Origin of the sequence: Tritonibacter litoralis, from assembly GCF_009496005.1 — a bacterium.
Taxonomy (GTDB): domain Bacteria; phylum Pseudomonadota; class Alphaproteobacteria; order Rhodobacterales; family Rhodobacteraceae; genus Epibacterium; species Epibacterium litoralis.
Genome location: NZ_WIBF01000002.1, coordinates 167,394 through 186,336 on the forward strand (window position 1 = coordinate 167,394; position 18,943 = coordinate 186,336).

The 18,943-nt window shown below is 55.3% G+C and carries 18 protein-coding genes; 3 read left to right on the forward strand and 15 right to left on the reverse strand.

The window, feature by feature from the left end; translation table 11 throughout:
* Nucleotides 1-8: 8 nt before the first annotated feature.
* From hpaH to GFB49_RS05055, 8 genes are all read right to left on the reverse strand, one after another.
* Entirely contained in the window at nucleotides 9-809 is an 801-nt protein-coding gene (gene hpaH, locus GFB49_RS05020; RefSeq protein ID WP_153214714.1) for a 2-oxo-hept-4-ene-1,7-dioate hydratase, read from the reverse strand.
* Nucleotides 806-1,660: a fumarylacetoacetate hydrolase family protein gene (locus GFB49_RS05025; RefSeq protein WP_153214715.1), complete on the reverse strand. Its 855-nt coding sequence runs from the start codon at nucleotides 1,658-1,660 to the stop codon at nucleotides 806-808. Before GFB49_RS05025 ends, hpaH begins: the two co-directional genes overlap by 4 nt.
* Entirely contained in the window at nucleotides 1,657-3,054 is a 1,398-nt protein-coding gene (locus GFB49_RS05030; protein WP_153214716.1) for a pyridoxal phosphate-dependent decarboxylase family protein, read from the reverse strand. The genes GFB49_RS05025 and GFB49_RS05030 overlap by 4 nt, the downstream gene beginning before the upstream one ends.
* Nucleotides 3,054-4,529: an NAD-dependent succinate-semialdehyde dehydrogenase gene (locus GFB49_RS05035; RefSeq protein ID WP_246149620.1), complete on the reverse strand. Its 1,476-nt coding sequence runs from the start codon at nucleotides 4,527-4,529 to the stop codon at nucleotides 3,054-3,056. The genes GFB49_RS05030 and GFB49_RS05035 overlap by 1 nt, the downstream gene beginning before the upstream one ends.
* 18 nt (nucleotides 4,530-4,547) lie before the next feature.
* A complete protein-coding gene (gene hpaD / locus GFB49_RS05040; RefSeq protein WP_153214717.1) occupies nucleotides 4,548-5,531 on the reverse strand; it encodes a 3,4-dihydroxyphenylacetate 2,3-dioxygenase in 984 nt (327 codons plus the stop codon).
* Nucleotides 5,532-5,542: 11 nt separating this feature from the next.
* Nucleotides 5,543-6,397: a 3,4-dihydroxyphenylacetate 2,3-dioxygenase gene (gene hpaD, locus GFB49_RS05045; RefSeq protein WP_153214718.1), complete on the reverse strand. Its 855-nt coding sequence runs from the start codon at nucleotides 6,395-6,397 to the stop codon at nucleotides 5,543-5,545.
* 97 nt (nucleotides 6,398-6,494) lie between these two features.
* Complete coding sequence (gene hpaE / locus GFB49_RS05050) at nucleotides 6,495-8,003, reverse strand: 5-carboxymethyl-2-hydroxymuconate semialdehyde dehydrogenase (protein WP_153214719.1); 1,509 nt, start codon at nucleotides 8,001-8,003, stop codon at nucleotides 6,495-6,497.
* Nucleotide 8,004: 1 nt separating this feature from the next.
* Complete coding sequence (locus GFB49_RS05055) at nucleotides 8,005-8,388, reverse strand: 5-carboxymethyl-2-hydroxymuconate isomerase (RefSeq protein WP_153214720.1); 384 nt, start codon at nucleotides 8,386-8,388, stop codon at nucleotides 8,005-8,007.
* A 126-nt stretch (nucleotides 8,389-8,514) separates the two neighbouring features.
* Between GFB49_RS05055 and hpaR the strand changes: the two genes are divergently transcribed.
* Entirely contained in the window at nucleotides 8,515-8,934 is a 420-nt protein-coding gene (hpaR, locus tag GFB49_RS05060) for a homoprotocatechuate degradation operon regulator HpaR (RefSeq protein WP_153214721.1), read from the forward strand.
* A gap of 19 nt (nucleotides 8,935-8,953) precedes the next feature.
* Here the strand turns inward: hpaR and GFB49_RS05065 are convergent, their stop codons facing one another.
* From GFB49_RS05065 to GFB49_RS05095, 7 genes are all read right to left on the reverse strand, one after another.
* Nucleotides 8,954-9,742 carry an SDR family NAD(P)-dependent oxidoreductase gene (locus GFB49_RS05065; protein ID WP_153214722.1) on the reverse strand — a complete coding sequence of 263 codons (789 nt, stop codon included), beginning with the start codon at nucleotides 9,740-9,742 and terminating at the stop codon, nucleotides 8,954-8,956.
* Nucleotides 9,743-9,745: 3 nt separating this feature from the next.
* Nucleotides 9,746-10,987, reverse strand: coding sequence for a Tm-1-like ATP-binding domain-containing protein (locus GFB49_RS05070; protein WP_153214723.1), 1,242 nt, complete (start codon nucleotides 10,985-10,987; stop codon nucleotides 9,746-9,748).
* Between the two features lie 18 nt (nucleotides 10,988-11,005).
* Entirely contained in the window at nucleotides 11,006-11,962 is a 957-nt protein-coding gene (locus GFB49_RS05075) for a phosphotransferase enzyme family protein (RefSeq protein ID WP_153214724.1), read from the reverse strand.
* Nucleotides 11,959-13,239, reverse strand: coding sequence for an aspartate aminotransferase family protein (locus tag GFB49_RS05080; protein WP_153214725.1), 1,281 nt, complete (start codon nucleotides 13,237-13,239; stop codon nucleotides 11,959-11,961). The genes GFB49_RS05075 and GFB49_RS05080 overlap by 4 nt, the downstream gene beginning before the upstream one ends.
* Nucleotides 13,232-14,740 carry a tripartite tricarboxylate transporter permease gene (locus tag GFB49_RS05085; RefSeq protein ID WP_153214726.1) on the reverse strand — a complete coding sequence of 503 codons (1,509 nt, stop codon included), beginning with the start codon at nucleotides 14,738-14,740 and terminating at the stop codon, nucleotides 13,232-13,234. Before GFB49_RS05085 ends, GFB49_RS05080 begins: the two co-directional genes overlap by 8 nt.
* 2 nt (nucleotides 14,741-14,742) lie before the next feature.
* Complete coding sequence (locus GFB49_RS05090; RefSeq protein ID WP_153214727.1) at nucleotides 14,743-15,282, reverse strand: tripartite tricarboxylate transporter TctB family protein; 540 nt, start codon at nucleotides 15,280-15,282, stop codon at nucleotides 14,743-14,745.
* 77 nt (nucleotides 15,283-15,359) lie between these two features.
* Nucleotides 15,360-16,298: a tripartite tricarboxylate transporter substrate binding protein gene (locus tag GFB49_RS05095; protein WP_153214728.1), complete on the reverse strand. Its 939-nt coding sequence runs from the start codon at nucleotides 16,296-16,298 to the stop codon at nucleotides 15,360-15,362.
* Nucleotides 16,299-16,415: 117 nt separating this feature from the next.
* Between GFB49_RS05095 and GFB49_RS05100 the strand changes: the two genes are divergently transcribed.
* Nucleotides 16,416-17,216, forward strand: coding sequence for an IclR family transcriptional regulator (locus GFB49_RS05100; RefSeq protein WP_194269267.1), 801 nt, complete (start codon nucleotides 16,416-16,418; stop codon nucleotides 17,214-17,216).
* A 95-nt stretch (nucleotides 17,217-17,311) separates the two neighbouring features.
* Nucleotides 17,312-18,799 carry an aldehyde dehydrogenase family protein gene (locus tag GFB49_RS05105; RefSeq protein ID WP_153214730.1) on the forward strand — a complete coding sequence of 496 codons (1,488 nt, stop codon included), beginning with the start codon at nucleotides 17,312-17,314 and terminating at the stop codon, nucleotides 18,797-18,799.
* Nucleotides 18,800-18,943: the final 144 nt, after the last annotated feature.

The window sequence follows — 18,943 nt, forward strand, 5'->3', positions numbered from 1 at the left end:
ACTGTTCCTTAGTCGAAATTGATGTCAACAGAGCCGAAAGCTCCGAAATCCGCGTGAATACGGGTGCCGCTCGGACATTCCACCGGGCGGATAAAACTGCCTGACAAGATCACCTGCCCAGGCTCGATCTTTTGACCATAAGCTGCCATGCGTCGCGCCAGCCAGACTACACTTTCGACGGGGTCGTTCAAAACCCCTGCCCCCAGCCCGGTTTCCTCGATTTCGCCGTTGCGAAACGTCAGCGCGCCAACCCAACGCAGGTCAAAAGCATCGACCTTATGCTTTTGCGCACCCAGAACGATACCGGCGTTGGCCGCGTTGTCGCTGATGGTGTCAAACACTTTGCGCGTTTGGCCTGTAGCCTTGTCCTGACGCACAATACGGGTGTCCAGAATTTCGATCGACGGCGCGACAAAGTCGGTGGCGGCGATCACATCTTCACGGGTGACGTTCTCTCCGCCAATCGCGTCTTTCAGCACAAAGGCAATCTCTGCCTCGATCCGGGGCTGGATAAAACGCCCCGCAGGAACCGTCGCGCCATTTTCAAACGCCATATCGTCAAACAATATTCCGCTGTCAGGAATGTCGATATTCAGCGCATATTGCATGGCTTTTGACGTCAGGCCGATTTTCCACCCGATGACCTTTTGTCCAGCGGCAAGTTTTGCGCGGTAGATCGCGTTTTGAACCGCATAGGCATCATCCATCCCCATTTCGGGGTGCTGAAGTGTGAGCAGACCGATCTGTACACGGCTTTCTTCGGCCTTCAAAAGCGCGGCGGCGGCGGCGGCATGATCTTCAGGGGTCATACAACTTCATCCTCGACACCGTTGCGCAGAAGACCAATACCCTCAACTTCGATCTCGACCACATCACCGGGTTTCAGGTATCTGGGCGGATCAAAGCGCGCGCCTGCGCCTGTGGGGGTGCCGGTCACAATCATGTCGCCTGGCTTCAGCGTCATGAAGGTTGAGATATATTCAATCTCGCGGCGGATCGGGAACATCATGCGCGACAAAACATCGTCTTGGCGGACTTCGCCATTCACGCGCGTAACAATACGTGCATCGTCCAGTTGTTTGGCATCGGTAAAGGGCACAAGCCAGGGTCCGATTGCACCAGAACTGTCCCAATTCTTGCCTTGGGTCACATTGAACTTTGCGTGGCGAACCCAATCCCGAATGGTGCCCTCATTACACAGCGTCAACGCAGCAATGTGGTCGTAAGCGTCTTCCTGGCTGATGCGACGGCCTTCCTTGCCGATCACGATGACCACTTCACCTTCATAGTCCAGCGTGTGATTTTCCGGCGGGCGAACCAGATTGCGCTCATGCCCGGTAAAGCCTGACGCAAAACGTGGAAAAAGCGACATGTATTTGGGCTGAGCTGAACCGTCCTTATACTCAGCATTCCGGTCCGGGAAGTTCACCCCGACGCACAGAATGCGGGGGGCGTTGGGCATCACCATTTCATATTGGAAATCGGTATGGGTCACTTCTTTGTCTGCCGCCGCCTCGGCCAGCTGGTCAAGCGCACCAGCTTGGACGACGTCCAACAGCGTCGGCCATTGGGGGAAGTCGCTGCTCAAGGCGATCATACCCGCATCGGTCACCGCGCCAAAGAAAGTCTCTCCGCCGGAAGTATAAGTTGCATATTTCATTTTAGATTCCTCCAGACGTCCTGAATGACGTCGGCCGCCATCATCACGTCGTTACGGGTGGTGTCGAATTGTCCGACTTGGAAGCGAATGACTTTCTGCCCGTTAAAGGCACCTTGGGTCAGGTAGATGCGCCCATCGTCATTCAGCGCGTCAACAAGCCTCTGCTGGGTGGCATCGTCGCCGGGGCAACGAAACGAAAACAGGGACAAGATCGGCTCAGTCACGATCTCAAACCCGTCCATTGCGCGAATTTCTTCGCAGATCTCAGCCGCCCAAGTCACATGATTTCGAATCCGGCTGCGCAAGCCGTCCAGCCCATAGGCTCGGATCAGGAACCAGATTTTCAGCGCCCGGAACCTGCGCCCCAGAGGGATGGTCCATTCGGAATAATTGGTAACCTCAGTACCTGTTGTTTTCAGGTACTCAGGTTCAATCTTGAGTGTATTGAGCTGAGGGCCTGCATCGCGCAGGAACTGGACCGAGCAGTCAAACTGCGCGCCGAGCCATTTATGCGGGTTAAAGACAATACTGTCGAACCCATCAACCCCGTCCCAGAAATCGGCATGAAACTCTGGGCAGATCATTGCAGACCCAGCCCATGCTGCGTCCAAATGCGTATAGAGATCTTCGTCTTGCGCAACCGCCAAAACCGGAGCAAGGTCATCGCAGGCACCGATGCCGGTGCCTCCTGTGATCGCAATTATGCCAGCAGGAATGTGACCCGCGGCCCTATCGGAACGGATGGACCGGCGTAGCGCCTCCACGTCGATTGTATGGCGTGGACCTTGGGTGGGCAGTTTGACCAGATTGTCCTGACCGATCCCCGCAACCCAGCAGGCGCGGTCAATCGAGCTGTGCACCTGATCCGAGCAATAGATGCGCATATTGCCTTTGGTCGCCAAACCTTCACGGTTGCCGGTAAATCCCGTTGCGCGTTCACGCATTGTCAGGACAGCAGACAAGGTTGCTGACGACGCGCTGTCCTGAATAACCCCGGTGTAGCCTTCCGGCAGGTCCAGTGCCTGGCGCAGCCAATCGACCATGACGCCTTCAACCTCGGTCGCTGCTGGGGAGGTTTGCCAAAGCATACATTGCGCAGCGATGGTTGTGACCAACATTTCAGCCAGCATCGACGGCGGTGCGGCATTGGCTGGGAAATAGGCAAAGAAACGCGGGTGCTGCCAATGCGTTATGCCAGGCATAACGATCCGTTCAAAATCCCCCATGATCGCTTCCATCGCTTCGCCCCCGACCGGGGGCGAACTGGGCAATTGGGCCGCAATCGCACCGGGAGAAGTTTGTGCACGAACCGACCGCTCTGCCACCGACTTGTGATAGTCAGCTGCCCATTCAGTAATCTTCTTACCCCAGATTGAAAACTCGTCCCAATTCATTAGGAAACCTCTTCGCCTTCCGTGATCCCGCCCATGCAGATGTACTTCACCTCCATAAAGTCATCGAGACCGTAGCGTGATCCTTCGCGCCCAAGGCCGGACATCTTCACACCGCCAAAAGGCGCCTCGGCGGTTGAGATCAAGCCGGTGTTGACGCCAACCATCCCATAGTCCAGCGCCTCAGACACGCGCCACACTCGGGCGTGATCGCGCGCATAGAAATAGGAAGCGAGGCCAAAGTCAGTGTCGTTGGCTGCAGCCACAACCTCAGCTTCGGTGTTAAATTTGAACAGAGGTGCCAGCGGGCCAAATGTCTCTTCCTGCGCCACCGCCATGTCAGAGGTAACACCCGTCACAATGGTCGGTTCATAGAAGGTGCCACCAAGCGTATGGGGTTTGCCGCCAAGCGTAACCGTTGCGCCTTTTGCAACCGCATCGTCCACATGCTCCTGCACTTTGGAAACAGCGGCCTGGTCGATCAGAGGGCCAAAGATAATCCCCTCATCAAACCCATTTCCGGTCGGCAATTGAGCCACTTTGGCTGCCAGTTTTTCCGCAAAATCGTCATAAACACCGGCCTGCACATAGATCCGGTTGGCACAGACACAGGTTTGGCCATTGTTACGGAACTTGGCGATCACGGCGCCTTCAACGGCCGCATCCAGATCGGCATCGTCAAACACGATAAACGGTGCATTGCCGCCCAGTTCCAGACCCAGTTTCTTAATGGTCGGCGCACATTGTGCATAAAGCAGGGCACCCACCTCAGTGGAGCCGGTAAACGTCAGCTTTTGAACAATCTTATTGCCGGTCATCTCACCACCAATGGCGCGCGAAGACCCGGTCAGCACCGAAAACAGCCCAGACGGCAGCCCCGCCCGTTCAGCCAGAACCGCCGGAGCAATGGCGGAAAACGGTGTCTGAGTGGCCGGTTTCAAAACCATGGAACAGCCTGCCGCAAATGCAGGGCCTGCCTTGCGGGTGATCATGGCATTGGGAAAATTCCATGGCGTGATGGCTGCCACCACACCAATGGCTTGTTTCACCGACAGAATCCGCTTGTCTGGCGCATGGCCCGGCGTGATATCACCATAGGCTCGGCGCGCCTCTTCGGCGAACCACTCGATAAAGCTGGCACCATAGGCTATCTCGCCCTTGGCTTCTGCCAGTGGTTTACCCTGCTCAGCCGTTAGAATCGCGCCCAGATCCTCCTGGTTGGCCATCATCAAGTCAAACCAACGTCGCAGGACCTGACTACGCTCTTTGGCAGTGCGCTTGGCCCAACCGTGACGCGCGGCCTCTGCAGCCTCGATCGCAACACGGGTTTCATCAGCACCAAGATTAGGCACATAACCGATTACTTCGCCGGTGGCCGGATTGGTGACAGCCAGCCCGGTCTCCGGGCTGGCTTCAATCCAATCTGACCCCACCAGAGCAGCCTGACGCAGCAGGCTCGGATCTTTTAGGTTCAACATATTCCCTCGCTTGCGCACTTACGGCGCGATGATTGGGCTGGCTGCGATGTCAGACTCTTTGGTTTCAACGCCAACAAATTTGGTGCCATGCTCAAACCAGCTTTTGGGTGCAGGCGCGCCCCAGAGGGTCTGACGCTGTGGATCCTTGAGATCCCATTTGATCGGCTCCAGATCCGGATCAACTGTCTGGTAATCAGAGCAGTAAATCTCAATCCGGTGCCCATCGGGATCCAGAATGTAAAGGAAGAAGGCGTTGGAAATACCATGGCGCCCAGGGCCACGTTCAATGTTGTCGACATAGCCAGAGGTCGACATCAGATCCAGCAGGTCAATGATGTTCAGCGGGGTCGGAACCCAGAACGCCACGTGGTGCATACGCGGACCGGTGCCATTAGTGAAGGCCATGTCATGCACGCCGCCTTTGCGGTGCATCCACGCGGCCCACAGGCGCTTGCTCTCTTCATCTTCGGTATATTCGGTCACGCGGAAACCAAATTCGGAATAGAAGGCAACGCTTTCATCAACGTTCGAAGAAAAGCAGTTGAAGTGGTCGATGCGCAGAGGTTTCACACCACGATACAGCGCGTATTTCTGGTGTATCGGCTCCAGACGATCCATTTTGTGATAGAACTCAAGAGGAATGCCCATATTGTCTGAAGTCAACAGTGTGCGGCCCTGAAAGGGGCGTTCCACCCACTCTGTTGGGCGCCCTTTGGATTCAAAGAAAGCCTGCGCCTTGTCCAGATCATCTTCGTCAAAGGTTTTGAAACCCATGACTTCAACTGTGCCCGGCTGGTCCGATTTCTGCAGGATCACACAATGGTGCCCGCGCTCTTCCATTGCACGCAAATAGACATGGGTATCTGTTTCGTCCGTGATCTGAAGACCCAGAATTTCAGTATAGAACTTCTTGGAAGCCGCAAGATCTTTGACGTTCAAACAAGCGTGGCTCAACCGGATGGTATTGAAATCCGGATAAAGGTTCGGCGCGGGTACTGGCATGTTCGGCTCTCCTATCGAACAGGGAAAATTACGTTGGTCTGACCAGTGCCTGAGGATGGGAAGTATTCGGTCACAACTTCGCAGGGCGCGTCGTATGTGTCCCACCCAAGGGCACCATAAAGCATTGCGGTGTCGTGCATTGAGCCTTCGCCACAGCAGAAGTTGGCATAATCGCCAAGCATTTTCAGGAAGGTCGCGTGATCGCCGCGCTTCCACATTTCAAGGACGTGCAGGTCCATCTGACGGTTGAATTCCGAGCTGATGGTGAAGGTGCCGTTGTTTGCGGCATAATCCTTGTTGGCCCAGATCTTGTGGCTCAGACTACCTGAGGCTACGAGAAGGACTTTTTCGTCGCTCTCTTCAATAGCCTGGCGGATCGCTTCGCCCACTATACGGCTTTCGTCATGATCATGAACCGTGCACCATGCCCCGATCGAGATAACCTTCATCCCGTGCTCGCGGCTCATAAAGCGCATCGGCACCAGCGTCCCGTATTCCAGCTCCAGACTGTCCAGATGATGCGCCAGCGTATAGGCACCCTTCTCGGACGCGATCCGCGCGATGGCATCACCCAGTTCCGGGTTGCCTTTGTAGCTGTACTCCAAGTTCTGGATGAACTGCGGGAATTCGTTTGAAGTAAACAACCCTTCGAACTTGTCGTTAGCGTTGATGTGGAAACCAGCGTTTAAAACCCAATGGGTGTCGCAGATCACCACCGTAGTGGCGCCAAGCTCCCTGGCCCGGCGCGCGATCTCTCGGTGACCATCAATCGCGGGTTGGCGCTTGCCTTTGACGGGGCCCTCCTGCTCGGACATTAGCAATGTCGGCACATGGGTCATTTTTGCTGCGAGAACAAGTTCTCCCATCGTCTCCTCCTATCGTGGAAATTTGCGCGTTTCCCCGATTTTCAAGGACGTGGACACATCAGAGGTGCCCACGACAGTTGATGCGCTCTGGGGCCGATTAAGCGCCCAGACGCATGATCTTGTGGTCGCCAAGGGCAAAGCCGACGTGCTTCTGCTCCATGTAGAATTCGAAGCTCCAGTCACCGCCATCGCGGCCAATGCCAGAGGCTTTGACACCGCCAAAGGGTGTTGGCAGGTGGCGCACATTTTCGGAGTTCACCCAGATCATGCCTGCCTCGATCTTGTCGGTCATCCGCAGAGCACGCGTCAGATCTTTGGTCCAGATATAACCGGTCAGACCGTACTCCGTGTCGTTTGCGATCGACAGCGCTTCCTCTTCGGTGCTGAACGGAATTGACGTCAAAACCGGGCCAAAGATTTCCTCACGAGCGATGCGCATATCGTTGTTTGCATTGGTGAAAAGTGTCGGTCGTACAAAATACCCTTGCTCTCCGACTTTCTCACCACCTGCGGCAACGGTGGCACCATCTTCTTTGGCGATGTCAAAATAGGACGTCACCTTGTTGAAGTGCTCTTCCGTGACAATCGGGCCGATCTCGGTTGCGGGGTCCAGCGGGTGGCCAACTTTGATATTGTTGACACGCTCGATCAGCTTGGCTTCGAACGCGTCCTTGATCGTATCTTGGATCAGCAGGCGCGAGGATGAGGTGCAACGTTCACCATTGATCGAGTAGATCATGAAGATCACCGCATCCAGCGCGCGATCCAGATCCGCGTCATCAAAAACGATGACAGGGTTCTTACCCCCCAACTCCAGATGCATACGCTTGAGCGTATCCGCGCCCTGTTTGGTGATAATCGACCCAGTGCGGCTTTCGCCGACAAAAGCAATCGCCTTGATCAACGGATGCTCTGTCAGCGCTTTGCCTGCGTCTTCGCCAAAGCCGTTTACGGTGTTCAGAACACCTTTGGGCAGACCGGCTTCCTCGGCGATTTCCACCAACAAACGCGCCGTCAGCGGCGACGCTTCAGCAGGCTTGTGGACCACTGTGCAGCCTGCAGCCAGCGCAGGGGCGATTTTCCAGGTCGACAGCATAAAGGGTGTGTTCCATGGGGTGATTACCCCAACCGGGCCAATAGGCGTGCGGGTGGTAATGTTCATCAGCGTCGGCGATTTCAGATGCTGACCGTCACGCGCTTCAACCACCTGATCCGCGAAATAGCGGAAGTTCTCAGCACCACGCAGCGCCGCTTTGGACATGAACCGCAGGGTCTGTCCTGTGTCATAGCATTCACACAAAGCAATCTCTTCGGCGCGAGCTTCAATGCCTTCAGCGACTTTGATCAGGATCTTTTTGCGTTCCAGAGCAGGCATATCGCGCCATTCCGCAAAAGCAGCGTGCGCCGCCTTGGCAGCCGCGTCGATATCTGCCGCAGTCCCATGAGCCACGTCACAAATAACCGATTTATCGATGGGGGTGGTGTTTTGATATACCCCAGCCGAACCGGGTACATCTTCTCCGGCGACACGATTCAAAATGCCCGTCTCGCGGAACCGCGCCAGATAGCCGTTCAGTTTCTCGATGTTTGTATCTAGTTGGCTCATGTCAGGTCTCCAAATGGTCTCGGATCGTGCCGGTTTTCGGGGAAAGCTCAGGATCGATGTCCCGCATCTCAAGCGAGAGCGCGAGCGACTGATGCGCCATGTAAGGCGCGACAAATTCGTTGGCAGCAGCGAAGATACGTTGGGTGGCATCCCGTTTTACGTCTAACGGACGCCCCCCCCTGAGGCGGATCGAAATATCGATAAACCCATGTTTTGGATCGCCATTTGCAATCGCATAGTGATCAACACGCGTGGCTCGAACGCGAATGCCAGCTGTTGGGAATGTATCGATCCCTGCCGCACTGCTCCGTATCGCTTCGCACAGGCCCGCGACATCAATCGCGCCCTCCAGATTAGCAGAGTATTCGATGCTAAAGTGCGGCATTTCGAATCCTTGTGATGTTAACTGTTGCGATGTTAATAAAACACTTTACTTGCGATGTAAAGTAAATTTGTGTTTTGTAGGGAGATAGCTTACAGGCACACAAAAGAAAGGAATGCAGTACACTTCATGCTACCGTCGACGTCCCGTTCACTGCCGATCGTCCTGATCCGTGCCCGCGAAAACATTATGGCACCCATTCGCAAGATGCTTGCTGACAGCGACATAACTGAGCAGCAGTGGCGTGTGCTAAGGGTGTTGGCTGAGTTCGGCCCTACCGACGCCTCGACGCTGGCCGACCGTGCCAGCCTGTTGTTTCCCAGCCTGACGCGGATCGCGCAGACGATGAAGACCAAGGGGTTGATCACACAAACGGCCGACCAAAATGATCGCCGTCGCCAGTCCATTGCCATCACACCAGTTGGCCAAGCCGTCATAGACCGACATGCAGACGAAGCTGCACAGATCGTCGCGCGTTACAAAGAACGCCTGGGTGGCGAAAAATACGAACAGCTCTTGGACTTGTTACTGCTGTTGGACGAAGGTTGAGCCGATCGTCGACGAGCCCTCACTCAAACGCAAGCGTTGGAACATCCACGATGGTTGATCCGCCATCCACAGTCAGTACAGCGCCGGTGATGATACCGGCATCAGCACTACACAAAAAGGCGATGGCAGCAGCCACCTCGGATGCCGTGGCAGGGCGTTTCATCGGCACATCTTTGGTGACAAACGCATAGGCCTCATCAACTGAGGCAAAGCCGCGCCGTTTCATCAGCTCCTGCATCTCTTCGTCTGCCATCTCGGTCCGGACCCAACCGGGACACACGGCGTTGCACCGAACACCGTTCCCTCCGAAGTCACGCGCGACAGATCGCATCAAACCGATCTGCGCATGCTTCATGACCGTGTATCCAAAAGCACCAGCTGGCGCCGCCAAGCTTGCGATGGATGCCGTCAGACAAATCGCACCGCGTCTTGCTTTCAACTCAGGCAAGGCCGCGCGCAAAATGGACATCGAGGTATCCAGGTTCGCCGACCCTGACGCCCTCCATTCCTCGTCGGAGATTTCAAGAATGCTGCCAAATCCATGACCACCAGCGTTGGCAACCACAACGTCTAAGCCACCAAACCGGTCTTTTGCAAATTTGACGGCCGCTTCAGCGGATACCCTGTCAGCTGCATCACCCACAAAAACCACGCCGCCCGTTTTGGAGGCGACACTTTCCAATGGTTCCTGCCTACGTCCCATCAGGACAACATGGGCACCTTCCTGGGACAGGCGCTCTGCGGTCGCGGCCCCGATACCAGTGCCCGCGCCAGTTATCAGAGCAACCTGTCCAGAAAATCGCGTCATGGCTCACACCTTGCCGGCAGGCACAATCCCATCCGCAACCCAGGCATCAAATTTTGACATCACTGCCGCAACAAACTCGGGATCATTGATATGGCATTGCAAGGTGTCATGCGCGACATCGTTCTCAGCCAGCTTAATCTTGGCCTCTTCGACGAAGGCCGCAAGCCCTTCGGGATCATGTGCGGCCTGACCCTCGCGGTCCCATTCCTCAACCCCTTGTTCAAGGACAAAGAAATGCGTCGGACCTGTGGCTTCGGCTAAGCGTTCAACCATGGCTGCGGCGTTTTCACGCCGTTCTTCAGCGTTAAAAGCAACGTTCTTGATCAACCGGTTGTGCTGATGAAAACCTCGATCGGTGAAACGTGCGGGGATCTCTTGCCATCCCGCCAGGTCCAAGATGTCGGATGCGCCCGGTGCCACCAGTTGTGGCGTGCCGCTGCGGCCTGCCCCGGTCAACCTGTCTGCGCCAGCACTCACAACGGAGCCGTGGAGAACATTGACGAGTTCCTGCTGCGAAAAATCCATAACGCAGGCAAACGCGCCTTCAGCAGCCAGTCGTTCAAACGCCATTCCACCCATACCGGTCGTATGGAAAACGGCGATGTCATAGCCCCGTTTGGTCAGCTCTGCATGAAGGGGTTTCATATACTTCAAACAGGACGAACCCAAAGAGGTCATGCCGATCATCGGTCGGTCAAAAGATGGGGGTTCCACAGCTTTTGCTGCTCCCAAAACCGCGCCTGCTGCCTGGCTGAGCGAGGACTTGCACAGGGGATTTAGCCCATAAAGGCCGCCGGCCCAAAGGATGAACTGAACATCCGCCGCCATCCGGTCTGCTGCAATAAGAGGAGAGCCCGCGACGGTCGAGACGATGTATTTTGGCACGCCAATAGGCAATACCGAGGCGCAATCCAGTGCAAGATCCGTGCCCATCGTGCCACCAAGGGAAATCATCCCGTCAAACTTGCCCTCATCAAAAAGGCGACGAGTCACAAGAGCCGCGCCGGCACTCATCTTCTCAAAGGCTTCGCCCTCTTCACCCAAGGCGATCAGACCATCAATGGTTTCACCTACGGCGCCCACGACATCATGCTTTGAGATATCGGTTGGATTGGTTGGATCGCCCAGTACCGACACATCCATGCTCAGAACATTACCGCCCTGCGCCTTGATCCGCGCCATGAGGTATTCGAGTTCGTCGTCCTTGGTATCAAACGTTCCAATCACAAGAATGGTCTTGGCCATGTTGTCCTCCCCGTCGCCTTAGGCGGTTTTGTTCAGATAGGCGCCGCAGAGGTCGCGCGCCGTGTTGATAAAGCGAATGTTGCGCGCAGGAGAACCCTCCTCCTCCATGCGCGGCACGATCCACCCGACATAGGTTACTGCTCGAAGGCCCATGAACAGCGGCAAATGCCGGTCGTCCAAGGGGCGGTATTCCCGATATCCGCCGATCAGTGCCGCTTGTAGGTCCGGGAAATTTGGCTCCCCGAGGTTCTTGATCAGCGCTGTGGCAACATCAAACAACCGGAACCCAAAGCCACCATCGTCGAAGTCGATCATCGACAGCTGGTCTCCGTCGACCATCACGTTCTCCCGCACAAGATCGCCGTGAACCAGACCATAGTCCAACCCCTCTTGTACCGCCGCAAGGTCCGCGGTTGCCTTTTCACGGAATTCAACCAACAAGGTCCGCGTTTCGACATCAAGCGTTGAGTTCTCCCAGAACCGACCCCAAAGCGGCGCCTCCCCCAGAAATCCATCCAGGTTCCAATGGCATCTTTTGAACCAGGAGGGACGCTGCCAGGCATCACAAGCATTGTGCAACTTGGCCATCATCCGGCCAAGGTCTCGGAATGTCGCGACGGAATCGTCCAACTCCAAGGGGTCGCGGCTTTGCCCCAGAGGTTTTCCAGAAAGCCACTCCAGGAGGTCGACGTGACGTTCACCAAGGGGTTCCATCAGTGCACCTGTTAGGGATTTCTGCGGCTCGGGCACGTTCAGTCCAGCATCGGCCATTGCAAACAACCAATGAAGCTCTGACGCAAGCTCATCCGCGCCGCGATACCCTGGCCGGCGCAGGCGCAACGCATATGTACCTGATGCATCCTCTACACGGTAAACCCGGTTTTCACGCCCAGCGACAAAGCGCGCGCTGGCATTCTGAAGCCCCCAAAGCGCCAGAGCCTTATCGACCGGATCCACATCAAAATCTTCCGTCATCCCGCTGTCACCGGCGTTTCCGCCAGAACCTCGTCCAGCGTGGTCATCAAAAGATCCAGATGCTCGTCACCAAAGGGCATCGGTGGACGGATTTTCAGGGTGTTCTTGTGACGTCCCAATTTAGACAGGATAATCCCACGTTCGCGCATCTTGTTGATGATCACATCCGCAAAAGCGACGGCCGGTTCTTTGGTCTCCTTGTCGAGCACAAATTCCGCGCCGAAGACCATGCCGCTTTCGCGCACATCACCGATGAAATCGTACTTTGTTGCCATCTCCAGCAGACGTTCCTTGGCCAGTTTGCCGACCTTGGCAGCATTGGCTTGTAGATCTTTATCCTTCAGCTCGTCCAACACGGCATTGGCTGCGGCGACTGAAACGGGATTTCCACCAAACGTATTGAAATAACGGAAGGACTTTCGGAAGCTTTCCATGATATCAGCGCGCGTAACCAGACCGGCAACCGGGTGACCATTGCCCATCGGCTTGCCCATGGTCACAATGTCAGGAACAACGCCTTGTTTCTGGTGCGCCCAGAAGTGGCTGCCACAGCGCGCAAATCCAGATTGCACCTCGTCACAGATCAATAAACCACCCGCTTTACGCGCAGCATCTGCAGTCGGCTTTAGCCAACCTTCCTTCTGATCCGGGAAACCTTCGTTCAGGAACAGCGGACAGACAATCAGCGCTGCAAAGCCGATGCCCGCGGCCTCCAGATCATCGATCGCCGCCTGCACTTTGGCCGCAAACCGGGTGCCATCCGGATCCGCGATCCGATAGCTGTCCGGGGCCTCTACATGGCGCAGATATTCCCCAAGGCCAAAGCCCACCTCGGGCGCATTGCTTTTGGAAAGATGCGACACCAGTGTGGTATTGCCATGGTAGGTTGCATCCGTCGCAATGATCCCACGCTTGCCGGTCATACCCTCTGCCATACGCAAAGCAATATCGTTGGCCTCGGACCCAGTACAGGTCATGATGGCCGTGTCCAACGCCTCATCAAACGTCGCAGTCAGCTTCTCGACATAGTTCAGAATGCCTTCATGCAGGTAGCGCGTGTGAGTGTTCAGCGTTTTGGCTTGCTCATAAATCGCTTCGACGACCCTGGGATTGCAGTGCCCCACATGAGGCACGTTGTTGTAGCAATCAAGATACTTGCGTCCATCATTGTCCCACAGCCAGACCCCCTCACCTTTTACGATGTGAACAGGATCTTTGTAGAAGGTTGAAACATTCGGGCCGAGCAAGTCACGGCGACGTTGGACCAGATCATTCATGGATCGGCTCCTTTTTTGCTGTTTTCTTAGCTTTGGCTCCTTTGAACATGGTGTAGCCATGGATCAACAACGCCACCACAATCATGCAGAACAGAACGAAAGCTATCGGACGGTCGATAAAATCAAAGGGTTCACGAACCCGCGCCATCGCAGTGCGGAAACGATCCTCCATCAACTTGCCCAAGACGATGCCCAAAATGATTGGAGAGGTTGGATAGTCCAATCGTTTTAGGATGAAGCCAAACACCCCGAACCCTGATGCAATCGCGACATCTGTCAGCGAGTTTCGCAGGCTGTACACACCGATCAAGCTGAAGGTCAGGATCATCATGCCGAGGAAACGGTTCGGGATCAGCATGACCTTCATCAACGTATCGGTGGCGAAATAAAGGAAAGCCACGACAATCACGTTCAAGATCAAGAGGCAGAGATAAAGTGCAATGATAAAGTCCATCGACCCAGAGAACAGCTGCGGCCCTGGCACAACGTTATGCACATAGAATACAGCCAACATCATCGCTGTCAGCTCTTCGCCGGGAATACCCAGCGCCAACAGCGGGATCATAGCCGCCGCTGGAACAGAGTTATTGGCCGCTTCCGAGGCTACAATGCCTTCGGGATTTCCTTTGCCGAACATCTCCGGTGTTTTGGAGGTCCGCTGCGCATAAGAATAAGACATGAACTGGGACATAAACTCGCCCACACCAGGGATCATACCGCAGAACACACCAAAGGCAGACCCCACCGCAGCGATGCGGCGATAGATCCACAAGTCTTTCATCTGGGTGAAAAAGCCGACCTTCTCAACATGAGGCAGCTTGATATCCTTGTCCTTTTCCATGAACAGGATCAGTGCTTGGCTTACGGCAAAGAGCCCCAGAACCACCACGATCAAATCGACGCCGGATTGCAACCAGCCCTGCCCAAAGGTGTAGCGCTGGGTGTAGGCGGTGGATTCAATGCCGATGGTTTGTAAAAAGATCCCCAAACACGCCAGCATTGCAGCGGCAAGCACCTGACCACGGTGGGTAATCACAACCAAAAGGATGCCGAGGAAGGCCGCAAGAAAGATCTCTCGCGCGCCAAACATAGGGGCAACTTTTGCCAGAACCGGCGCAAGCAGGATCAGTGCGACGATGGAAAACACTGCGCCAAAGAACGACGCAGAATAGGCAAGGCTCAACGCACGACGCGCCTCGCCACGCTTGGTCATCGGATACCCATCATAGGTCGTAAGCGCGTTTACCGGAGTGCCTGGCGTGTTGACCAAGATAGCGGGGATAGCACCGCCAAACATGGAAGACCCATAGATACCCAACAAGAGCGTGATCCCTACGATGGGTTCAAGGGCAAATGTCGCGGGCAGCACAATGGCAATGGCTACGGCGGCGCCGACCCCCGGGAGACCGCCAACAACAACACCGCCGATTGCACCGATGAGCAGCGCGGCAATAACGTCCCATCTGGCGATGATTTCAAAGCTGGAAAGTAGCAAGTCCATGATCAGAAGTACCTAAATAGGATGTAACGCATGCCCTCGGGTGCCAGTTCATAAATCGCACCACCGGGGATTTTCACGTTCAGAGCAGATTTGAAGAACAACACAACAAAGAGCGCGAAACATGTCGCAATCAGCACTCCCTGGCGCCGGTAACCCAGTCGCAGAGTCAGTCCGATACAAAACAGAATTGTTGCGAGCAGATAACCGACAACCGAAATGCTCGCGACATAGAGCATGTAGTAGCCGATAAACTCGAGTGACCGGATCCATGTGAATGTTTCGCGCCAGCGACCGGGGTTTCGAGAAACTCCCGCTCTACTCCACCAGTTCAGCGCAGCAAAGAACAGCGCGCCCCCCAAAGATAGCGCAGGCCAAAAACGTGGCTGAGCAGCAAGCTTTTTACCCGCGATCCAAGCCGTTTCACTCGTGATGTTCAGAAGCAAAAACGTTGTTAATGCAACGATCAAAATGCAAAACACCATCTCCCCAGGTTTGCGGCCCTCAGGAAAGACATGCGGCGCTTCGTCTTGCTGAGAATTCATTGTCTCACCCTTCCGATGCCAGGACAGACTGGCCGAGCGTTCCTCGGCCAGTCACTATTTTTATAAATGAAATCCCATTACTCGGAGATCAGCTCGTTGATTTTCCCTGAAACGGCAATGTCGCTGGAGATGCGCTCAGCAGAGGTGGCTGCATCCTGCCAATAGATGATCGCACCGGTTTGCGCTGCCAACTCCTTGGCACGGTCAGACGCCATGGTTTCCTGCGCAGAAGCGATGATTTTCTCACGAACATCTGCTGGGGTGTCCTTGTGGACAAACAGACCATTCCACAGAGAAATGTTCAGCTCTGGTGCGATCGATTGCAAGGTGGGCACATCAGCCGCCACCGGGATCGGAGTTTCGGTGATCGAAGCCAGAATGTTCACAGCGTCCATGCAAGGCAGGATTTGCTGAATGGTGGTGTTGATCACGTCAAAATCGCCGGAGGCCAGCGAGTTACAATCCAATGCACCAGAAGATGCTTCGCCACCCCATTCAAACCCCATTTCCTTTGCCGCGGCAAAGGTGGCTTGGGTTGGCAACAAGAAAGACCCAAAGTGGCCCAAAAGTTGCGGCTCTTCTGCAGAGTATTTGGCCAGTTCTTCCATGGTGGAAAACGGTGCGGACTTTGAAGCGGCAATCACGAACGGATAGGTTAGAAAGATACCCAGCGGTTCAAAAGGATCCGGGTTTAAGCCAGGAACACCAACCTCGGGACCCACAACCGGAACGTCCACGACGAAGGATCCGATTGTATATCCATCAGCAGGCGAAGCGGCGACTTCTGCAGCACCTGGGAACGGACCGCCTTCGGACGGCTTGTTCACGACAGCTGCAGCGACACCGTATTTTGTCTCGAAGTCTTCAGCAATCATTCGAGTCAGAACGTCCTCAAGGTCTCCCGGAGGAAACGGAACAACAAAGTTCACTGGGCGGTCTGGATATTCAGCAAAGGCCGGAGCGGCGGCAAAGGCGAACAAAGCGCCGGTTAACAACATCTTGGATTTCTTGTTCATTGACAGTCTCCCTGTGGTTCATTATTGTCAACATTGGTTTATATTTACCACCCCTGCCCGACTTCTGTCAATTTAATTGCGAAGTGAAACAAAATGGTGCCCGAGAAAGGATCAAAGATGTCTTCAACTGTGACCAAAGCCTTGGCATTGCTGGATCATTTTTCGGAAGATGATCCTGAAATCGGCCTATCTGACCTCGCCCGCCGTGCTGGATTGGACAAAGCGACCGTTCACAGGATGCTGAACGCCATGGCCGATTCGGGGTTGGTGGAACAAACAAGCAGCACCAAGCTTTACCGCCTTGGAGCTGGGGTTTTACGCCTGGCGCGCGTGCGTGAAACGGTATTCCCGGTCACGGCTGTCTTCCAAGCCGCATTAGATAGACTATCCACCGCAACGGGAGAGACAGCGCACGCTTCCCTGATCTCAGGACGTGCTTTGGCCACCATTGGATTTTCCGAAAGCAACCGCAGCAATCGTGTGTCGCTTGTTGCAGGAGAAATTCTGCCCATTCACAGCACCGCTTCCGGCCTAAGCGTTTTGGCGTTCTCTTCTAAGGACTTTGTGAACAAAGTTCTCGCGAGCCCTCTGAGCGCCAAAACGAAGGCGACCGTCACGGATTCGGACGCTTTGCAGACATCAATTGCCAAGGCGTCGGACAATGGCTTTGCAATTGCAGATCAAACCAATGAGGAAGAGGTCTACGGCATTGCGGTTCCAGTATTTGGAAGTGACGGGTTTGCATGTGGGGCTTTGGCCGTTGCGACACCGATTCACCGCATGAACGACACGCTGCGCGGCCAGATTGTTCAGTCTCTATTTGACGAGGTCGCCAACACCACCTTTGGAATTGGTGGGCGCGTTCCAACTGATTTCTCCACAAAGATTGAAAAAAGCCTATCAAAAATGGGGCTTTAACCAGTCCTACTCTTCAACCTTGCCGAGATCGTTGACGCAGCAGCCGCATCGTGCCACAATAATTGAAATGCTGTTTCAATATGTGAACCATTCCCATGACCTCTGCATCAACACCAACAACCGCCCCGCCTCAGGACATCGCCTCCGCGCTACACATCATCGACGGAGAGCGTCGCCCCGCGTCTTCGGGCGAAGTGATGGACGTCATTTCCCCCATCGACGGAAACGTTCTGACCACCATGCCCAAAGGCACGCGCGACGACGCCGATGCGGCCATCGCCGCTGCTCGCGCCGCTTTTGACGACGGGCGTTGGTCTGATCTCGCACCTGTCGCGCGCAAGAAGGTCCTGTTGAAATGGGCCGCACTGATCGAAGAAAACGCCAAAGAGCTTGCCACACTTGGGGTGAAAAATAACGGAACCGAAATTGGCATGGCCCTAAAGGCTGAGCCGATGTCAGCAGCAGGCACCATCAAGTATTTCGCCGAAGCCGTGGACAAGATCTTTGGTGAGATCGCCCCAACCGGCACCGGCAACCTAGGTTTGGTGCACAAACAACCCGTTGGGGTTGTTGGCGCGATTGTGCCTTGGAACTTCCCGCTGATGATCGGCACCTGGAAGCTTGGTCCCGCATTGGCTGCGGGCTGTACTGTTGTACTGAAGCCCGCTGAAACAGCATCGCTCACTCTGGTTCGTTTGGCAGAACTCGCGCTGGAAGCTGGCATGCCTGCTGGCGTCTTCAACGTGGTGACCGGCGAAGGAGGCACTGTCGGCGCCGCCATCGCAGAAAGCCACGACGTGGATGTGCTGGTGTTCACCGGTTCTGGCGCCACCGGCCGCCGTCTGATGCAGGCCTCAGCAGCCAGCAACATGAAACGGGTCTACCTTGAGCTGGGCGGGAAATCCCCAAACATCGTCTTTGCCGACGCCCCCAACCTGGATGAGGCCGCCAAAACCTCGGCTCATGGCATCTTTCGGAATTCAGGGCAGGTCTGCATTGCGGGCTCCCGCCTTCTGGTCGAGCGCTCCATCCATGATGATTTCGTCGCCAAGCTGAAAACCCATGCCGAAGCCATGGTTGTTGGCAACCCTCTGGATGCGAATACCACGTCAGGCGCAGTGAATTCCAAGCCGCAGCTTGAGCAGAACCTAAGCTTTGTCAAACGTGCCGTAGACGAAGGCGCAACTTTGGTTACAGGTGGGCAACGGATTCTCGAGGAAACCGGTGGCTATTACATGCAGCCCACGATCCTCACAGACGTCAAACCGAATGACTTTATCGCACAAGAAGAGGTTTTTGGCCCCGTCCTGGTTGTGATCCCCTTTGACACAGAAGAAGAAGCCCTGGCGATCGCAAACGGGACCAAATACGGGCTGGCTTCCGCCGTGTGGACAGAAAACCTGTCGCGCGCCCATCGCATGGTGCGCAAGCTGCACGCAGGTGTGGTCCATGTGAACACCTATGGCGGCGCGGATGTCACGGTCCCTTTGGGCGGCGTCAAACAATCCGGCAATGGCCACGATAAATCGCTGCACGCGTTTGACAAATACCTTGAGCTTAAAACCGCCTGGTTCAAACTCTAGCCCTCTCCCCAAGCCGCCCTCCAATGGCGGCGGACAACTCAAGGCGCCCGACCTCCCATCGGGCGCTCTCTTTTTTCGCATGCCAGAGGTGTTCCAAACAAAAAGAGGCGGCTCCAAATTGGAACCGCCTCTTTTTTGATTTCA

Coding starts and splice junctions, on each gene's coding strand:
- GFB49_RS05090 (WP_153214727.1), bottom strand. CDS start 15,282: ATGAATTCTCAGCAAGACGAAGCGCCGCATGTCTTTCCTGAGGGCCGC.
- hpaE (WP_153214719.1), bottom strand. CDS start 8,003: ATGAGCCAACTAGATACAAACATCGAGAAACTGAACGGCTATCTGGCG.
- hpaR (WP_153214721.1), top strand. CDS start 8,515: ATGCTACCGTCGACGTCCCGTTCACTGCCGATCGTCCTGATCCGTGCC.
- GFB49_RS05070 (WP_153214723.1), bottom strand. CDS start 10,987: ATGGCCAAGACCATTCTTGTGATTGGAACGTTTGATACCAAGGACGAC.
- GFB49_RS05100 (WP_194269267.1), top strand. CDS start 16,416: ATGTCTTCAACTGTGACCAAAGCCTTGGCATTGCTGGATCATTTTTCG.
- GFB49_RS05030 (WP_153214716.1), bottom strand. CDS start 3,054: ATGAATTGGGACGAGTTTTCAATCTGGGGTAAGAAGATTACTGAATGG.
- GFB49_RS05035 (WP_246149620.1), bottom strand. CDS start 4,529: ATGTTGAACCTAAAAGATCCGAGCCTGCTGCGTCAGGCTGCTCTGGTG.
- GFB49_RS05085 (WP_153214726.1), bottom strand. CDS start 14,740: ATGGACTTGCTACTTTCCAGCTTTGAAATCATCGCCAGATGGGACGTT.
- GFB49_RS05105 (WP_153214730.1), top strand. CDS start 17,312: ATGACCTCTGCATCAACACCAACAACCGCCCCGCCTCAGGACATCGCC.
- GFB49_RS05080 (WP_153214725.1), bottom strand. CDS start 13,239: ATGAATGATCTGGTCCAACGTCGCCGTGACTTGCTCGGCCCGAATGTT.
- GFB49_RS05075 (WP_153214724.1), bottom strand. CDS start 11,962: ATGACGGAAGATTTTGATGTGGATCCGGTCGATAAGGCTCTGGCGCTT.
- hpaH (WP_153214714.1), bottom strand. CDS start 809: ATGACCCCTGAAGATCATGCCGCCGCCGCCGCCGCGCTTTTGAAGGCC.
- GFB49_RS05055 (WP_153214720.1), bottom strand. CDS start 8,388: ATGCCGCACTTTAGCATCGAATACTCTGCTAATCTGGAGGGCGCGATT.
- GFB49_RS05025 (WP_153214715.1), bottom strand. CDS start 1,660: ATGAAATATGCAACTTATACTTCCGGCGGAGAGACTTTCTTTGGCGCG.
- hpaD (WP_153214717.1), bottom strand. CDS start 5,531: ATGCCAGTACCCGCGCCGAACCTTTATCCGGATTTCAATACCATCCGG.
- GFB49_RS05065 (WP_153214722.1), bottom strand. CDS start 9,742: ATGACGCGATTTTCTGGACAGGTTGCTCTGATAACTGGCGCGGGCACT.
- hpaD (WP_153214718.1), bottom strand. CDS start 6,397: ATGGGAGAACTTGTTCTCGCAGCAAAAATGACCCATGTGCCGACATTG.
- GFB49_RS05095 (WP_153214728.1), bottom strand. CDS start 16,298: ATGAACAAGAAATCCAAGATGTTGTTAACCGGCGCTTTGTTCGCCTTT.